This window comes from Leclercia sp. UBA2479 (genome assembly GCF_002341985.1).
GTDB classification, from domain to species: Bacteria; Pseudomonadota; Gammaproteobacteria; order Enterobacterales; family Enterobacteriaceae; genus Enterobacter; species Enterobacter pneumoniae.
The window spans coordinates 292,611-308,103 of record NZ_DDPB01000013.1 but is presented as its reverse complement, the minus strand read 5'-3'; the positions used below and the strand labels follow the sequence as shown (position 1 = coordinate 308,103).

12 protein-coding genes and 1 tRNA gene are annotated in these 15,493 nt (G+C 55.0%); 10 read left to right on the top strand and 3 right to left on the bottom strand.

The features are described from left to right. Window positions 1–30: 30 nt before the first annotated feature. The 3 genes from fimZ to B3B59_RS19310 form a co-directional block, all read right to left on the bottom strand. On the bottom strand, window positions 31–663 hold the full coding sequence (gene fimZ / locus B3B59_RS19320) for a fimbria biosynthesis transcriptional regulator FimZ (protein WP_040076822.1): 633 nt from the start codon (window positions 661–663) through the stop codon (window positions 31–33). Window positions 664–1,397: 734 nt separating this feature from the next. After that, complete coding sequence (locus tag B3B59_RS19315; protein ID WP_286809771.1) at window positions 1,398–2,138, bottom strand: DNA-binding response regulator; 741 nt, start codon at window positions 2,136–2,138, stop codon at window positions 1,398–1,400. Between the two features lie 26 nt (window positions 2,139–2,164). Continuing rightward, a complete protein-coding gene (locus B3B59_RS19310; RefSeq protein WP_349676963.1) occupies window positions 2,165–2,872 on the bottom strand; it encodes an EAL domain-containing protein in 708 nt (235 codons plus the stop codon). Between the two features lie 275 nt (window positions 2,873–3,147). Here B3B59_RS19310 and B3B59_RS19305 point away from each other — a divergent pair. The 10 genes from B3B59_RS19305 to B3B59_RS19260 all read left to right on the top strand — a co-directional run bounded on the left by B3B59_RS19305 (window position 3,148) and on the right by B3B59_RS19260 (window position 15,478). After that, window positions 3,148–3,224, top strand: a tRNA-Arg gene (locus tag B3B59_RS19305). Between the two features lie 254 nt (window positions 3,225–3,478). Continuing rightward, window positions 3,479–3,934: a hypothetical protein gene (locus B3B59_RS19300; protein ID WP_286809770.1), complete on the top strand. Its 456-nt coding sequence runs from the start codon at window positions 3,479–3,481 to the stop codon at window positions 3,932–3,934. A gap of 309 nt (window positions 3,935–4,243) precedes the next feature. Then, entirely contained in the window at window positions 4,244–4,519 is a 276-nt protein-coding gene (gene yahO, locus B3B59_RS19295) for a DUF1471 family periplasmic protein YahO (protein WP_040076727.1), read from the top strand. A gap of 317 nt (window positions 4,520–4,836) precedes the next feature. After that, a complete protein-coding gene (locus B3B59_RS19290; RefSeq protein WP_286809769.1) occupies window positions 4,837–5,922 on the top strand; it encodes a YncE family protein in 1,086 nt (361 codons plus the stop codon). Between the two features lie 53 nt (window positions 5,923–5,975). Next, window positions 5,976–8,165 carry a TonB-dependent receptor gene (locus B3B59_RS19285; protein ID WP_286809768.1) on the top strand — a complete coding sequence of 730 codons (2,190 nt, stop codon included), beginning with the start codon at window positions 5,976–5,978 and terminating at the stop codon, window positions 8,163–8,165. A gap of 120 nt (window positions 8,166–8,285) precedes the next feature. Beyond that, window positions 8,286–10,259 (top strand): PhoX family protein, encoded by a 1,974-nt coding sequence (locus B3B59_RS19280; RefSeq protein ID WP_286809767.1) that lies wholly within the window; start codon window positions 8,286–8,288, stop codon window positions 10,257–10,259. A gap of 104 nt (window positions 10,260–10,363) precedes the next feature. Further along, window positions 10,364–11,752, top strand: a complete 1,389-nt coding sequence (pheP, locus tag B3B59_RS19275; protein ID WP_286809766.1) for a phenylalanine transporter — start codon at window positions 10,364–10,366, stop codon at window positions 11,750–11,752. Window positions 11,753–12,064: 312 nt separating this feature from the next. Then, window positions 12,065–13,303, top strand: coding sequence for an MFS transporter (locus tag B3B59_RS19270; RefSeq protein ID WP_046884396.1), 1,239 nt, complete (start codon window positions 12,065–12,067; stop codon window positions 13,301–13,303). A gap of 14 nt (window positions 13,304–13,317) precedes the next feature. Further along, window positions 13,318–14,343: a sugar phosphate isomerase/epimerase family protein gene (locus B3B59_RS19265; protein ID WP_286809765.1), complete on the top strand. Its 1,026-nt coding sequence runs from the start codon at window positions 13,318–13,320 to the stop codon at window positions 14,341–14,343. Further along, on the top strand, window positions 14,336–15,478 hold the full coding sequence (locus tag B3B59_RS19260; protein WP_286809764.1) for a Gfo/Idh/MocA family protein: 1,143 nt from the start codon (window positions 14,336–14,338) through the stop codon (window positions 15,476–15,478). Before B3B59_RS19265 ends, B3B59_RS19260 begins: the two co-directional genes overlap by 8 nt. Window positions 15,479–15,493: the final 15 nt, after the last annotated feature.

The window sequence follows — 15,493 nt, the reverse complement described above, 5'->3', positions numbered from 1 at the left end:
CCGTCTCTACGCGGCAGAGCGCAACAGTAATTACAGTAATTCGTGCATTTTTGCGTAATCAATTAATTCGACAATGCTCTGCACGCCGAGTTTAGCGTAAATATTCGATTTGTGGGCGCTGATGGTTTTGTTACTTAACATCATTTGCTCGGCAATTTCTTTATTAGTCATACCATTGGCAAGGTAGCGTAAAACGGTTACCTCGCGATTGGATAAAGGCATGTCGCTGAATTTGCCCCGTCTGGACTTGAAATGATTTATAAAATTTAACGTCTCCGCCGGGAAAAAGGAGTAACCTGATAAAATCATTTCTACGGCGTTATAGATATCATTTAAATCTTTACGTTTACTCACAAAACCGTTGGCGCCGGCAGCTAAAGCTCGCCCGGCGTAGAACGCCTCTGATTTTGAAGATAAAAAGAGTACCTTTATATCTTTGTTTATATCTTTGATTCTTTTCAGTAAAGAAAAGCCATCCGCGCCGGGGAGCTCAATGTCGAGGATGACAAGATCGACAGGGTGATTCCGAAGATACTCAAGCGTCTCATGGCAATCCCCTGACTTGAGTGTAATCTCAATATTTTTATTTTTCTGTAGCAGGACCTCTATCGACATTCTGACGATAGGATGTTCGTCCATAATGATTACGGATGCCGGTTTCATTGTTATGCCTCAGATGGTTAAAGCGTGGGTAAGTCGGAAGGATATTTTGCACATCCTTATGCGGGGGTCGTCGTTAAAAAGTCATCACTGCCATACTGGCATAGTGATGTTCAGGGCACCTCTTTATTATGAATAAAATACAAGCTCACCACAGCGTGAGATATTATTCAGGAAATTGATCTTATAGGTCTTATTATACCCGCTACGTTTTATCCGAAAAGCAGGTAAATGATTGTTAATGGCTTGCCTAATATGATGTTCTGGAGAGGAAAAACTATTATTTTAAAATTGGGTTAATAACCTGCCTGGATGAAGAATGGCAGCGAAACATGTGAATGTATCAGGAAAAAATAATACATCTCGCCAATTGTTGACAAAATGTTAATAATCGAGCGAAGGCTTCTATAGTAAAAATTCCCAGCATCGTCAGCGAAGAGGGTGCGCAGCCCGCGCTGTACCTTCATGTGAAACATTCAGAGAAATTTTTTCTACCAAAAGCCATATCTGCTGCGCGCCTGCCCGGCAGCCAGCGTCCCGTCTACAACCAATCCTTGTTTACATTGCTATTACATTAATTACGCAAAACAGCCCGCAATCGTAACCAGACGAATATTCTTTTATGTCCGTATTTCTGGTGTTTAGCATCGTCAGAGCGGTGCCGTTAGGAATAGTTATATTTGTTATTCTTTTGTTTTTATTTAACAAAAATTTAACCAGATAATCTACGTCATTTCTTAACATTCTCCAGGAAGAGAGGGGCGGTCGAACGTACTGGACGAGGCTGGAAGCTGGCCCAATAGATGAAAGAGCTCCTGACGATGACTCAGCCCCAGTTTATTCAGGATGCGGCTAAGCCGGTAAACGACGCGGCTATAGGGCTGGCTATTCTCCTGTGCTATCTCCTTCAGAGATTGTCCACCCGATAACGGGAACAGCAGTTTCCACTCGTTGGCTGAAAACCACCCCTCTTTCGGTATATCGTGCGGATTCAACGCCGCTGGCAAGGCGGTAGCGCAAAGCTGGCGTTCGACGACGTGAAACGGGCCCGCCGTTTTGCAAAACAGGCGGCCCGGGTAGTTATCAGCGCGTACCAGCAAAGTGACCGGGGTATAGGGAGGGTAGAGCGTTATCCTGCGCAGGGCGTCAAGGAGTTCAAGCCACGGCGCGATGTCGCTTTCAATATCAATCACCAGCCGGGCGGAGGGCCAGAGCTGACTGGCGCCCAGGGCCTCGTCCAGAGTGTCATAACTGCGGCAATGCTTCACCGGTGAGGGACTGCGTTGTAGCCCAGCGCAGAGATAGTTATCGCGGGAGACCAGGATCATCCAGGGAACTTCAGGTTTGCGCGTTTGATTTATAGCCTGGCTGAGATAGACCAGCCGATCAAAGAAAGGCGCGCTAAAAAGGGACTGTGCGAAACCTAACGAATCACTTCCCGTGCGACGTCGCCGGTAACGGCGTACGGTCATGCGCATAGTTGTTCCCTCAGGCAAGCCTCCTTTTAGCCATGCCGTCTGCCGACGGAGGGCCATAAATATCCCTGGCCGAATCCGGCCCCCGCCTGACGCGCAAGCGCTAAATCCTCTTGTGATTCGATCCCTTCAACAAGGACGTTTCGCGCAAGCGTTGCGCAGAGGTTTACCAGGGATGAAAATGCGGGAGTCGTCTTCAGACGCCAGAACGCCATCTTATCGATCTTGATCCCGCTCAAAGGTAAATGCGCGTCGATGAAACCGTGGATTTGCGCTTCATCAACATCATCGAGCCATATACGGCAGCCACGCCCGGACAAAAGATGCAGATGTTCTGTCGCCAGGATGCGTGAGGTGCAGGGCAGGGAGAGAAGCTGAGCGGGTTCAACGATCTCAATATTCGCACCCGGACCGGGTAGCGGCAGCAACTGGTGAAATAAATCCACCTCTGTCAGCAGGGTTATCGGCAAGTTGATGAAAAGGTTGTGCCAGGGAAGGTGATTTTTGAGCGTCTCGCACTGTACTTGTAGCAAGGCGAGCGCCTGTTCCGCAGAGAGTTGTTGAAACCACGGCTCGCTTTGCAGGGCAGGCGACAAAAGGCTCAGCACTTCCACACCGACAGTGTGAAATGTGGCGAGGTTGACGATGGGTTCCAGCTTCATGCCGACGATGCCGCAGGGGAGAGACTGCAACGGACTCTTTAGCGGAGGGGAGGCCAAAAACGAGGTTAAGCTCACTTCACTGTCCTTTATACCGGCTTCCAGGGTGCCGGGTTACCGCAGAACAGTGTGTCGGGTGGCGGAGGGGGATAAAACTGGGCGTTACTTAATGTCGACTAAGCTATTTCGTAGTTGGCTGATCCGCCAGTAAATGTTGAAATTTTAAACGTATTGTTAAGGGGGAAAGAGACATCTGCTGAGATGCGCGGCAAACGCGCCGAAAGGCATTGACTCACCTGCTATTGACCGTATAATTCCACGCGTTTCACCACTGCGTAGTACCCGCATTCAGTGCGCCCTTAGCTCAGTTGGATAGAGCAACGGCCTTCTAAGCCGTAGGTCGTAGGTTCGAATCCTACAGGGCGTGCCATTTCACATCAGAGACTCACCGCACTCCTCCCGCTTCACAAATGTCATGCTGAGACAGAGTTGGGACATCAGCCGTCAAAATCAAAAAGCAATGTCTGAAATAAACGCCTTCATACGGTTAATATGCGTTTAATCAATCTGAAACATAAGGTTAGGGTAAAACGGCACCGCCAGAACTGGTAGGAATAATCCTAATGAGTTGCGGTTGAAAGTTCATTCTGAATAATGGACGCAAACTTGTTATGGAAAACGCTTATGAGAATCTGGCTTGGTATCCTTTCATTTCTGGTTGTAATCAGTTCAAGTGCTTCGGCTGCTTCTCTCCAGCGGGAATATAACACATGGTATTCGGATGGGGTGATACTTTACGGCATGACGCAAACCTCGGATGAGCTTCCGGTGATGATTAGCATCTCACAGCAGGGTCATCCGGGCGCCAACATGGTTGTTTCCTACATCGCTGAAGGTGCGTGTGATACGCCTGAAAAGCCTTTCGATGTGAGTGGACACGAAGTTCCCGCAACTTACAAATGCGTGAATATCGGACACAATCAAAAAATTGAACACTTTGCAGTGACTGATGCGGAGCGGGTAAATGGGATGGTTCAAAACCTGAAATCAGACTTTACGCTCGTCTTACAGAATGACATTAAAGTGTGGGCAGCGAATATTAAGACGCCGAAGTTTGGCGTTGCCCCCAACTTCTTATAGCTCTGCAGAGTCGCCGCCTGGAATGTTTTCGTTACTTTCGCTTCTTTAACTCGCGTCGTTAAAGCGATGAACAGGCGCCCCTTTTACAAAATGCCCGTTGCACGGTACGGGCTGATTGAGACCATTAACCTCTGCTCGACCGAACGCAACTGCCGCTTACCATTAAAGAACCAGAGCCTGCATTCCGCACTGTCATAAAAAATGCGTTCCAGCACATGGAATTTGTACGCTTTCTCACCCATGCTGTTTAAACTTTGCGCACTGTCGCAAGGTCAGGTAGATCCTGTATTAATCAAAAGGAATCAGGTTATGAGAAAGACGACTGCTATTTTGTTAGGAACCGCTTTTTTCTTTACCACCAATGCCTTTGCTGCAGAACTTATGACGAAAGAGGATTTCTCTAAGGTCGAGTCTCAATACGAGAAAATCGGTACGGTTAATACCTCGGGTGAAACAGCGGTTTCGGATGCAAAAGAAGAGCTGATCAAAAAAGCCGATGAGAAAGGTGCAGATGTGCTGGTGCTGACCTCCGGCAATACCGATAAAAAAATCCACGGCACCGCCGACATCTACAAGAAAAAATAACCCTTCCACCGCCCCGGGAGACCGGGGTGGTGTTCAATCACTTCCCCTCTTTATGTCCCCCTTCGGCTTTTATGTCGGGAGATGTCCATATTTACACTTGATTACGAAAGGATAATAAGTATAGTTCTCATTCTCTTTAGTGTTTGCGGGTGACAGGGATCTTTCCGCAGCAGGAGTGAGCGCAGATCTCACAAGGAACACTGAGTGTTACGGTGGAGTCTGCAGGGGCGTAAGCCCAACATCACAACCATAAACGCATTTTCATGCGACGCAGACATCCGCCTCAAATTCGATTTGTACGGTAAAGGATGTTCCTGATGACCCAAAAACTTTCCGCCCTGGCGCTATTCGTTGCCCTCTCACTGACAGGCTGCGCCACACAGCAATCCGCCGTCACCAAACCGGTAGCACAAACTCCCGACGCTGCGACAGCGCCCGCCCAGACCGGCGTGGTAAAACGCGAGCTGGCAGAGGGGCTGTATGAAATGGTGCTCAGCCCGAAAGGCGATGCGCTCTACGTAGCCAGCGCTGAAGGCTTTAAAGACGTGCAGGGTGGGGTGGTGTACAAGCTCGATCCCACCACGCTGAAAACCCTCGGCCGCAGCCATACCGACCTGAAAAACTTTGCACTGGCGATCTCTGACGATGGCAAAACGGTCTATACCACCAATTCGCTGGATGGCGGCATCAGCGCTATCGACACGGCCGACGGCAAAGTGAAACAGCGCCTGCTCTTTAGCGAACGCAATAAAGAGGGGTATCCGTACGGTGCGCGTCAGGTCTTGCTGCATGAAGGCACTCTCTATATCGGCGGTGTCGCCGATCCGGCAGTAGTCTGGGTTGTGGATGCAAAAACGCTGAAGCTGAAAAAGACCATCAAGAACGCCGGTCAGTGGGTGACAGGCCTGCTGTGGTCTGAGCAAACCGACCGTATCTATGTGGCTAACGGCGGCGGTGAGATCCTGGTGCTTAACCCGCACACCAACCGTATCGAAAAACGCTGGAAACCGCTGGGCGATAAACCGGCGTTGCTGCTGAACTTCGCTGAAGACAAGGCCACAGGCCGTCTCTTTGTCACCGATAACTCGAAAGCGAAAACCACGCTGGTGCTGGATATCCACAGCGGCAAGGTGATTAAGCAGCTGGATGTCGGCGATTCGTTGGCGGTGAAATTTAACGCCAAACGTAATGAGCTCTACATCTCCCAGCGTGAGGCAGGAAAAGTGCTAAGCCTGGATGCGACCACCTATGCGGTGAAGCAGAGCTGGGATCTGCCGCCGAACCCGAACAGCCTCCTGCTCTCTGAAGATGGCCAAACCCTGTACGTTACCGTCAAACAGCCGTTCAACAAAGATCACTCCACCCGCGGGCCGGATAGCGTCGTCAGAATCTCTCTTAAATAAAAATAGTCAGGCCCGGCAACGGGCCTTTTTGCGCGTATTTGAACGAGTTAACCATGAACAACACCAGAAAATTAAATAAAACGTTGCTGGCGCTGGCTATTGGCGCCGTCACCCACTCCGCCTGGGCCGCCGTTGACCCCAAAGAAGAGACCATTGTGGTGCAAGCCGCGCCAACCGGTGAGTTCAAGCCCGGCGGCGATCAGCTGGTGCCGGCCTTCCTGGATGGGCAGGTCGCCAACGGCGGACGCCTGGGGATGCTCGGCCAGCAAAACGCCATGGACGTGCCTTTTAACATCATCAGCTACACCTCCAAGCTGGTGGAAGATCAACAGGCGCGCACCATCGGCGATGTGGTCTCTAACGACGCGGGCGTGCAGCCGCTGCAGGGCTATGGCAACTACGCGGAAAGTTTCCGCATTCGTGGCCTGAAGTTTGATGGCGATGACATGACCTTCGGTGGCCTCTCTGGCGTGCTGCCGCGCCAGGTGGTAGACGCGCAGATGGTCGATCGTATCGAGATCTTCAAAGGGGCTAACGCCCTGATGAACGGCGCGGCCAGTTCGGGCGTGGGCGGGATGATCAACCTTGAACCCAAACACGCCGGTGACATCCCGCAGGTAAAACTGGGGATGGATTACACCTCTGATGCGCAGATTGGCACCACCCTGGATGCGGGCCGTCGCTTCGGCGACAGCGATCAGTTCGGCGCCCGCGTTAATCTGGTCCACCGTGAAGGGGATAGCCCCGTCGACAACGATCGCCGCCGTACCACCCTGGCCTCGCTGGGCCTGGACTACAAGGGCGACAGCTTCCGCACCTCCGTCGATATGGGCTACCAAAAGAAAACGTTCCACGGTGGCACAACCGGTCTGAACATTTCAGTGGTCGATTTTGTCCCCTCGCTGCCGAAAAACGATCGCAGCTATTCGCAGAAATGGGCCTGGAGTGATATCGAGAATGAATTCGGCATGTGGCGCAGCGAATACGATATTAACGACAGCTGGACGGCTTACACCGGCCTGGGGGCGCAGCATGCTCACGAGCAGGGGCTCTACAGCGCGCCAAGACTGCTGGATGCAGACGGCACCGCGAAGGCCAGCCGCCTGGATACGAACCGCATCATCGACTCCGTGAGCGGGATGGCGGGGATTCGCGGTCAGTTTGACACAGGCTTTGTTTCACATAGCGTGAACCTGGGCTATTCGGCGCAGACGAAAACGGACAAAACCGCCTGGAAAATGTCGGCGCTGGCGGATAACCCGATCGTCAATATTTACCATCCTTATGCGGTTAATCCTCCAGTCAGCACGGACTCCGGTGGAAAGGGGGGGAATTACACCGATCCGCGTATAAGCGGACGTACCCGTCTGCAGGGCTGGTTGCTGAGCGACACCCTGAGCGTACTGGATGATACGCTGCACTTCACCGTGGGGGCGCGTCATCAGAAAGTGGTGATTCGCGGCTACGATAAAATTACCGGGCAGGAGAACGCCGCCGACGGCTTCGACGGCAGCCGCTGGATGCCGACTTACGGGGTGGTCTATAAACCGTGGCAAGAGCTGTCGTTCTATGCCAACCACACCGAAGCGCTGCAGCCGGGCAAAACGGCACCTAACACCGCCAGCAACTACGGGCAAAGCACCGGCATCGTGCACTCTAAGCAGAACGAAGTGGGGGTCAAAGCCGATTTCGGACGTATCGGCGGCTCCCTGTCGCTGTTTGAGATCAAAATGCCGACCCCAACGCTCGACAGCGTAACCCAACATTACGGTCTGGACGCCGAACAGCGTAACCGTGGCGTAGAGCTGAGCGTCTTTGGCGAGCCGATGCTGGGCCTGCGCCTGAACGGCGGTGCGACCTGGCTACAGGCAGAGCTGACCAAAACCAACGGCGGCGTTAACCAGGGCAATGATGCCATCGGCGTGCCAAACTTCTACGCCGTGCTGGGCGCGGAGTATGACATCAAGCCGGTCGAGGGGCTTACCGCTATCGCGCGTGTAAACCACTCCGGCTCGCAGTATGCCAACCTCGCCAACACCAAAAAGCTGGATAGCTACACCACACTGGATCTGGGCGTGCGTTACCGCGTAGCGCTGAACAATAATCAGAATCAGATGACGGTACGTGCCGGCGTGGAAAACGTTACCGACGAAAACTACTGGGCGGGTGCGGACGACAGCGGCACCTATATCTACCAGGGTGAGCCGCGCACCTTTAAAGTCTCTGTTGGCTACGAGTTCTAAGTTTTACCTTCGTTATCCGGGGCAGGGATGCCCCATTCTTGCGTCTGTTATAAAACTGTCATGCGGAGTTTTTATAGTGTTCCCACCGTGCTATTTTCGAGCCAATGACAGGAAGCCATCGTGGGTAAACCTCTTAAGTCCGTATTTAAAAAAGAACATCGCGACGATGTCAGTAATCCCTCTACCAACCCGGCCTTTTCCAGCGTAGCGGAGATATTTCTCTCCCGCCGACATCTTCTGCAGTTGGGCGCCGTTGCCGGAGCCGCAGCCGCGTTTCCCCTGCTGATTAAACCTGAGCAAGCCTTTGCCGCAGTTGCTACGCCCTCACCGCTGGCGAAGGCGGTCTCACTCGGCTTTACCAGCATCGCCGTGTCCACAGAGGATAGCGTCAGGGTCCCCGAAGGGTATCTTGCGCGGCCATTCTACCGCTGGGGCGACGCCACCGGCATTCAGGGGAATATGCCCGCCTTTAAACTGGATGCCAGCAACACGGCAGAGGAGCAGGCGGTACAGGCCGGTATGCACCACGACGGCATGGCGTGGTTCAGTCTGCCGCAGAATCAAGACAACCCCGCTCACGGCCTGCTGGCAATGAACCACGAGTATATCGATAACGGCATGCTGTTCCCCGACGGCGCGGCGAACTGGAATCTTGAGAAAGCGCGCAAAGGGCAGAACGCTATGGGCGTGTCGGTCATCGAAGTGAAAAAAGGGGACAGCGGCTGGGAGGTCGTTCGCCCCTCCGGCTACGCCCGTCGCATCACGGTTAATACACCGATGCAGCTTACCGGCCCGGCGCGCCACCAGCCGTTGATGAAAACGGCAGCCGATCCGCAGGGTGAGCAGGTGCTGGGCACCATGCAAAACTGCGCCAACGGCCATACGCCCTGGGGCACCTATCTCACCTGTGAAGAGAACTGGTCAGATATTTTTGTCAAAAAAGGCGATCATAACGCGCTGGAAAAGCGCTACGGCATTAGCGATAGCGATGAATCCTACCGCTGGAATGAAGTCGATGACCGTTTTAACGTTGATAAAACCCCGAATGAACCTAACCGCTTTGGCTGGGTGGTCGAGATCGATCCCTATAATCCCACCTCGACACCGCGTAAACACACCGCGCTGGGCCGCTTTAAGCACGAGGGGGCCGCGGTAACGCTGGCGGCCGACGGACGGGCGGTCGTCTATATGGGTGACGATCAGAAATTCGAATATATCTATAAATTTATCTCAGAGAACAAATACGACCCGGCGAACCGCGATGCCAACATGCGTCTGCTGGAAACGGGCACGCTCTACGTGGCCCGCTTTAACGACGATGGCAGCGGCGAATGGCTCCCGCTGATCTACGGGCAGAACGGTCTGGATGCGCACAAAGGCTTTGAAAGCCAGGGCGATCTGTTAATCAAAACCCGACTGGCCGCCGATGCGGTAGGGGCGACGAAAATGGATCGTCCTGAGTGGATCGCGGTGGATCCACACAGCAGCGGTAGCGTCTATTGCACGCTGACCAATAACAGCGATCGCGGGAAAGAGGGCAAGGCGGCACCGGATGCGGCGAATCCGCGGGCGAATAACCAGTACGGCCATATTATGCACTGGCTGGAAGCCGGGAACGATCCTGCCGCCCAGGGTTTTGCCTGGGATATCCTGGTGCTGGCGGGGCGTGCCCAGAGCGACGATCCGCGCGCGAAAGGGACGATGAAAGGGGCCGAGTTCGGCAGCCCCGACGGCCTCTCCTTTGATCATCAGGGAGTGCTCTGGATCCAGACCGATGTCTCCTCCAGTACCATCAATAAGAAAGCGTACGAAGGGATGGGCAACAACCAGATGGTGGCGACCATCCCTGGCACCAATGATTATCGACGTTTCCTGACGGGACCGCGTGGCTGTGAGATCACCGGTATCGCCTTTACGCCAGATAACCGCACGCTGTTTATCAATATTCAGCATCCTGGGGAGGGCGGGGATGATATTACCGATCCGGCTAACCCGCGCGCCGTCTCTAACTGGCCCGATGCCAATCCGAACGGACGCCCGCGCGCCTCGACGGTGGTGATCACCAAAGCGGACGGCGGCATTATCGGATCTTAACCTCCGCATGCCGGGCGGCGTCCGCTGCCCGGCGATTCACTTGCTCCCATCTGCCTGAAGTGTTAAAAGGTGCCCCTTCTATTAGAAAGAGACAGGGGTAGGACGTGAAAGACGCGTCATCCGCTTCAGCCACTGATGCTGCTGAAGCCTCGTCGGAACAGGCTCCGACGCTGCATCGTGGTTTGCAAAATCGCCATATTCAACTCATTGCCCTTGGGGGCGCTATCGGTACCGGCCTTTTTCTCGGTATCGGACCTGCAATTCAAATGGCCGGGCCAGCGGTACTGCTGGGCTACGCTATCGCCGGGATTATCGCCTTTCTGATCATGCGCCAGCTCGGCGAGATGGTGGTGGAAGAGCCGGTATCCGGTTCCTTTGCCCACTTTGCTTATAAATACTGGGGCCCGTTCGCCGGCTTCCTCTCCGGCTGGAACTACTGGGTGATGTTTGTGCTGGTGGGCATGGCTGAGCTCACTGCGGCAGGCATCTATATGCAGTACTGGCTGCCGGACGTGCCGACCTGGATCTGGGCCGCGGGCTTCTTCATCATCATCAATGCCGTCAATCTGGTGAACGTGCGCCTGTATGGCGAAACCGAGTTCTGGTTTGCGCTGATCAAGGTGTTGGCGATCGTGGGTATGATCGGCTTTGGCATCTGGCTGCTGTTCTCTGGTCATGGCGGGGAACGGGCATCGATCGACAACCTGTGGCAGCACGGGGGCTTCCTGGCGACCGGCTGGAAAGGGCTGATTCTGTCGCTGGCTGTCATTATGTTCTCCTTTGGCGGGCTGGAGCTGATTGGTATCACCGCCGCTGAAGCGCAGGATCCACACAAGAGCATCCCTAAAGCCGTAAACCAGGTGGTCTACCGTATTCTGCTGTTTTATATCGGTTCGCTGGTGGTGCTGTTGGCACTCTATCCGTGGGTAGAGGTGAAATCGGACAGTAGCCCGTTCGTGATGATTTTCCACGATCTGAACAGCAACGTTGTGGCCTCTGCGCTGAACTTTATTATCCTGGTCGCCTCGCTGTCGGTTTATAACAGCGGCGTTTACTCCAATAGCCGGATGTTGTTTGGTCTCTCCGTGCAGGGCAATGCGCCGAAATTCCTGACCCGGGTCAGCCGTCGCGGCGTGCCGGTGAACTCGCTGATCCTCTCCGGGGCGATTACGTCATTGGTGGTGCTGGTTAACTACCTGTTGCCGCATGATGCCTTTGGCCTGCTGATGGCACTGGTGGTCGCTACGCTGCTGCTGAACTGGGTGATGATCTGCCTGGCACACCTGCGTTTTCGCGCGGCGATGCGTCGTAAAGGGCGTGAAACGCAGTTTAAGGCCCTGCTTTACCCGGCGGGTAACTACCTCTGTATCGCTTTCCTGGCGATGATCCTGGTGCTGATGTGCACCATGGATGGCATGCGTACTTCAGCCATTTTGTTACCGGTGTGGGTGGCGTTTTTATTTGTGGCGTTTAAGCTGTCGCGTAAAAAGTAACGGCAAGGTTTAAGGGCAGTGGCAACCTAGAGTGTCATGCCGGGCACGGTGGAATCGTTCCGTTCACCTCATGTTCAGCAGAATATGGCATTACCCTACCCGTGAACGTGACAAGGGGGGCCGCCGGGTCCCCCTTGTCAATCCCCGCGGCCCCGCGACAAAATCGGTGCTTCGCACTGCGCTAGCGCATAAGAATCTTTATCGTGACCCCTCTCCCAATTCTGTTTCGATCCCCATGATCTTTCTTTTGTAATCGATTACTTTTCAATTGATGTGATTTGTAATCGATTACTTTTGAGGGTGGGGCAGATCATGGTGTCAACAACTGAAAGTCGTGGAAAGGCGATAGTCCAGCACCGCATGCTGGTGCCGCGCCTGTCGCTGATGATGTTCTTACAATTTTTTATCTGGGGGAGCTGGTCAGTTACGCTCGGCCTGGTAATGACCCAGCACAATATGTCACTGCTCATCGGTGACGCATTCTCGGCGGGGCCTATTGCGTCAATCTTGTCGCCATTTGTGCTCGGCATGTTAGTTGACCGCTTCTTCGCCTCGCAAAAAGTGATGGCGGTGATGCACCTCGCCGGGGCGGTGATCCTGATGTTCGTCCCCGGGGCACTGGTGGCGGAAAACGGCGCGCTGTTAATTGGCCTGCTGTTTGGCTACACGCTCTGTTATATGCCTACGCTTGCCTTAACCAATAACATTGCTTTCCATAGCCTGGCGAACGTCGATAAAACTTTCCCGGTGGTACGCGTGTTTGGCACCATCGGCTGGATTGTGGCGGGGATCTTTATCGGTGTGACGGGCGTCGCCTCCAGCGTCACCATCTTCCAGGTGGCGGCGGTAAGCTCCGTGCTGCTGGCGCTCTATAGCCTGACGCTGCCGCATACGCCCGCGCCCGCCAAAGGGCTGCCGGTCAAGGTGCGCGATCTCTTCTGCGCCGATGCGTTTGCGCTTCTGAAAACGCGTCACTTCTTTATTTTCTCCCTGTGCGCAATGCTGATCTCTGTACCCCTTGGTACCTACTACGCCTACACCGCGTCGTACCTGGCCGACGCCGGTATTGCCGACGTCAGTACCGCCATGTCCTTCGGACAGATGTCCGAAATCTTCTTCATGCTGGTGATCCCGCTGTTGTTCCGTCGTCTTGGGGTGAAGTACATGCTGCTGATCGGCATGCTGGCCTGGTTTGTCCGCTATGCCATGTTTGCGCTGGGGGTCAGTGAAGAGGGGCGGATCCTGCTCTATCTCGGCATTCTTCTGCACGGTGTCTGTTACGACTTCTTCTTCGTGGTGGGCTTTATCTACACCGACCGCGTGGCGGGTGAAAAGGTAAAAGGGCAGGCGCAGAGCATGATCGTGATGTTCACTTACGGTATTGGCATGCTGCTCGGCTCGCAGATTTCTGGCGCACTCTATAACCGCCTGGTGGCGGGTCAACCCGTGCCAGCGGCGTGGGTCACATTCTGGTGGATCCCGGCGGTAGCCGCTGCCGCGATCGCACTGATTTTCCTTGTCTCATTCAAATATGAAGATGACAAGGCGTAATAACGGGAGGGGGTATGAGGACAATTAAAGGACCGGGTATTTTTCTGTCGCAGTTCATCGGGGGGCAACCCCCCTTTAACACCCTGGACGGGCTGGCAGGCTGGGCGGCGGAGAAGGGCTACAAAGCACTGCAAATCCCCTGTAATCATCCGGCGATATTTGATGTGGCGCAGGCGGCAGCCAGCCAGACCTACTGCGATGAAATCCGCGGAAAGCTGGCCGAGTTTGGGCTGAAGGTCAGCGAGCTGTCCACGCATCTGGAAGGGCAATTGATTGCCGTTAATCCCGTCTACGATGACGCCTTTGATCACTTTGCACCACAGGCCGTGCGGGGGAATGCCGGGGCGCGTCAGGCGTGGGCGACCCAAACGCTAAAACAGGCGGCGGTGGCCTCGGCCAGACTCGGGCTTACCGCCCACGCCACCTTTTCCGGCTCGCTGGCCTGGCCGTGGATGTACCCCTGGCCGCCCCACAACGAAGCGCGCTTCCGCGATGCCTTCAGCGAACTGGCGCGACGCTGGCGTCCCATTCTGGATGCGTTTGATGAGCAGGGGGTCAATGTCTGCTACGAGATCCACCCAGGGGAAGATCTGCACGATGGGGTGACCTTTGAACGCTTCCTGGCGCTGGTGGATAACCACCCGCGCTGCAACATGCTCTACGATCCCAGCCACCTGTTGTTGCAGCAGATGGACTATCTGGCCTTTATCGATCACTACCATACCCGCATCAAGGCGTTCCACGTGAAGGATGCAGAGTACCGCCCGAACGGACGCAGCGGCGTCTATGGCGGGTATCAAAGCTGGATCAACCGTGCCGGGCGCTTCCGCTCGCCGGGAGATGGGCAGGTGGATTTCAAGGGCATCTTCAGCAAGCTGACCCAGTACGATTATGACGGCTGGGCGGTGCTGGAGTGGGAGTGCTGCCTGAAGGATGGCGACACCGGCGCCCGGGAAGGCCGCGAGTTTATCTCCCGGCATATCATCCCCGTTTCGGCGCGCGCCTTTGATGATTTCGCGGCAGGAGAGAGTGATGATTAACGTTGGCATTATCGGCAGCGGCTTTATCGGCCCGGCACACATTGAAGCGCTGCGCCGCCTCGGCTGCGTGCAGGTGGTGGCGCTTTGCGACGGGTCGTTTGCGCAGGCCCAGGAGAAAGCACAGGCGCTGAATATTCCCCACGCCTACGCCAGCGTGGAGGCGCTCCTGGCACATCCGGATCTGCACGTGGTGCATAACTGTACGCCGAACCATCTGCATGCGGAGATTAACCGCCAGATCCTGCGCGCGGGTAAACACGTTTTCTCAGAAAAGCCGCTGTGCATGACCCCGGAAGAGGCCCGCGAGCTGGTGACGCTGGCGGAGCAGGCCGGGGTGATCCACGGGGTGAGCTTTGTCTATCGCCAGTTTGCGATGGTACGCCAGGCGGCCAGCATGGTGCGCGACGGCACTGTCGGTCGGCTTTTTGCCGCCCACGGTAGCTATCTGCAGGACTGGATGCTGCTGGAAACCGACTACAACTGGCGGGTGGATGCCGCACTTGGCGGCGCGTCGCGCGCGGTGGCGGATATCGGCTCTCACTGGTGCGATACGGTGCAGTTTATCACTGGCCGCCGCATTACCGAGGTGATGGCCGATCTCGCCATCGTCTGGCCAACCCGTAAGGCGAACGTTGCCGGCAATCAGACCTTCAGCCACACAACCGAGGCGGAGTATGAAGATAAACCCGTTACCACGGAGGATTTCGGTTCGGTGCTGTTCCGCTTTGACGACGGCAGTAAAGGCTCTTTCAGCGTCTCGCAGGTGAGCGCAGGGCGCAAAAACCGCCTCAGCGTCGAAATCAATGGCAGCGAATGCGCGCTGGCCTGGGACCAGGAGGTGCCGCAACAGCTATGGATTGGTCGTCGCGCCGAGGCCAACCAGCTGCTGACCGACGACCCAGGCCTTATGCACCCGGACGCCGCCGACAGCGCCCACTTCCCTGGCGGGCATATTGAAGGCTGGCCGGATGCCTTCAAGAACATGATGGCGCAGTTCTATCGCGCCGTTCAGGCCGGGGCAATGCCTGCGCAGCCGCTGTTTGCCACCTTCCACGACGGCGCCAATGTGATGCACATCATTGATGCCATTGTGCAGAGCCATCAGCAGCAACGCTGGGTGAAAGTCGCCGTGTAACACGCAGCCCGGTAC

Bases quoted from the DNA above. Each gene is read 5' to 3' on its own strand.
- B3B59_RS19315 (WP_286809771.1), bottom strand. From the start codon at position 2,138: ATGCGCATGACCGTACGCCGTTACCGGCGACGTCGCACGGGAAGTGAT.
- B3B59_RS19265 (WP_286809765.1), top strand. From the start codon at position 13,318: ATGAGGACAATTAAAGGACCGGGTATTTTTCTGTCGCAGTTCATCGGG.
- B3B59_RS19300 (WP_286809770.1), top strand. From the start codon at position 3,479: ATGAGAATCTGGCTTGGTATCCTTTCATTTCTGGTTGTAATCAGTTCA.
- B3B59_RS19285 (WP_286809768.1), top strand. From the start codon at position 5,976: ATGAACAACACCAGAAAATTAAATAAAACGTTGCTGGCGCTGGCTATT.
- fimZ (WP_040076822.1), bottom strand. From the start codon at position 663: ATGAAACCGGCATCCGTAATCATTATGGACGAACATCCTATCGTCAGA.
- yahO (WP_040076727.1), top strand. From the start codon at position 4,244: ATGAGAAAGACGACTGCTATTTTGTTAGGAACCGCTTTTTTCTTTACC.
- B3B59_RS19260 (WP_286809764.1), top strand. From the start codon at position 14,336: ATGATTAACGTTGGCATTATCGGCAGCGGCTTTATCGGCCCGGCACAC.
- B3B59_RS19290 (WP_286809769.1), top strand. From the start codon at position 4,837: ATGACCCAAAAACTTTCCGCCCTGGCGCTATTCGTTGCCCTCTCACTG.
- B3B59_RS19270 (WP_046884396.1), top strand. From the start codon at position 12,065: ATGGTGTCAACAACTGAAAGTCGTGGAAAGGCGATAGTCCAGCACCGC.